The organism is Cupriavidus sp. 86D6 (assembly GCF_057815095.1).
On record NZ_JBYPSB010000040.1, the window covers coordinates 1 to 1,691 of the forward strand.

General features: G+C 62.9%; 1 pseudogene. It reads right to left on the reverse strand.

The window, feature by feature from the left end:
* Positions 1 to 1,691, reverse strand: a pseudogene (locus AC3G88_RS29345) (chitinase); the annotation flags it as partial.

Below are 1,691 nucleotides of genomic sequence, written 5' to 3' on the forward strand. Positions count from 1 at the left end.
CCCCCACCGGATGCATATGAAACACCGCCGGACCAGGTAAATCAGGCAGTCTCGCCTTGACCTCTTCCCACCACACCAGTTTCTCGATACGCCGTTGCTCGGCTGCGTACTGGGCATTCGCACCCGTTTCCTTTTCGAGTTCCGCAGTCAGCGATTTCCATTTGGACGGGTTGGCCCATTCGCTTTCGTGCCGAATAATCAGGCGCGACGCGCGCAGCGACTGCCATCTGTCTTTCGCGGCCACGCATAGCTCGTCGATGGCACGGTCGCCGTTACTGCCGGGGCAAATTGCCTGATAGACGCTTTTCATTAGCGGACTAAGTTTGTCCAGCGCAGCGGTGGCCGGCATGTCCTTGTCGCAGGCATAGTCGACGTACGCTTCTGATTTGGCGCATAGCGTATGGGCGGAGTCATGCGCGCCCTCGATGGTCTGGAAGTCCACCCACCCCTGCGGATACTCGCGCGTGACGCGACCGCCCGCGAAATTCTGTTCTCGTACCCAGCCACTGATTTCGTTGCCGAGCATATTGGCGCTGTGCACTTTCCACCAGTTGAGCTTCAGGTTGTCCGCGCCTGGGCTTGTCTCTTTGAACTTGTGTTCCTTTCGCCGGCCCAGTTCCGCTAACGACAGCATTAGGACGACATCGGTGCGCGGAGCGTCCTTTCCCTCCTGATGGGCCGCCTTGTAGAGCTTTGTTCGCGTGTCGATACGCAGCAGCGTGGCTTCGCCGGGTAACCCCAACGCCTTCCAGCGCGCGGGATACGGCGAGTGTTCCTGGATCCAGGCTCGGCTCGTCTGAAGAAAGGTCTTGATGTCTTCGCCGCAGAAGAACTCGATGTGAACCATGCGGGTGGGCGCCGAATGATTGAGCGAGTCGTACCGGCCAAGGTGGCCGAGCAACTGGCCCGCTTTGACCTTGATCGGTTTTGGAGGAACGACTATGCAGTCGAGCGCGGTGTCGGGTATGAATTCCTCGACCACCTGTCCACCATGCTCGCGCCCAAGGAATACCCAGCCGCCGACCGCAGCATCGGGCGCCACGAAGTCTCCAACGCTGGCCGGAATCGGCGGGCCGCTGCGTGCGATTTTTCCCCAGTTGCCAGTGCGCTCGCTGATACTGAACTGTGTGCCCTGCGGCAGGATGCCAAGCGCCGTGCCGCCGGCCCGTGCTGACCGCACGCGCAGCCCCTTCTGCTTGGCGGGCGCAGCGCGCAGGCCCGGCCTGGCGCGTTGCTGATCCCGGGCGAACGTCGTGACCTTGAACTCCGGTGACCAATGGGCCGGGCGGGGCAACGTCTTCCTGTCCTCGTAGCCAGCCAGGTCCTGCAGGTGCATGTACAGGCTGTAGAAGGTCAGCCAGGTCCCGCGTGGAAACTCCATCTTGTGGCGCACCAGGGCGAAACCCGTGCTGTAGCAAGCCTGGATGGCGGACTGCTGGCCCTTGCCGGGAAGTTCTGTCACCGGACAGGTTCGATCCAGTCGCCACGCGACGACATCGCCGTCGGCCATCGCCAGCACGCCACCGGTCAGGTCGAGGAACTGGCCAGCGCCAGCTTCGGTGATATGGATGCCGCCGTGCCACATGCCGTGGGCGCTGACGGCAAAGGCGCCGCCGGGCTCGAGTCGGAGCAGGCGGTGGAACTCGTGCTCGTCGGTGACCTCGACGCCGGGCGCGCCTTCCTTTGCAGCC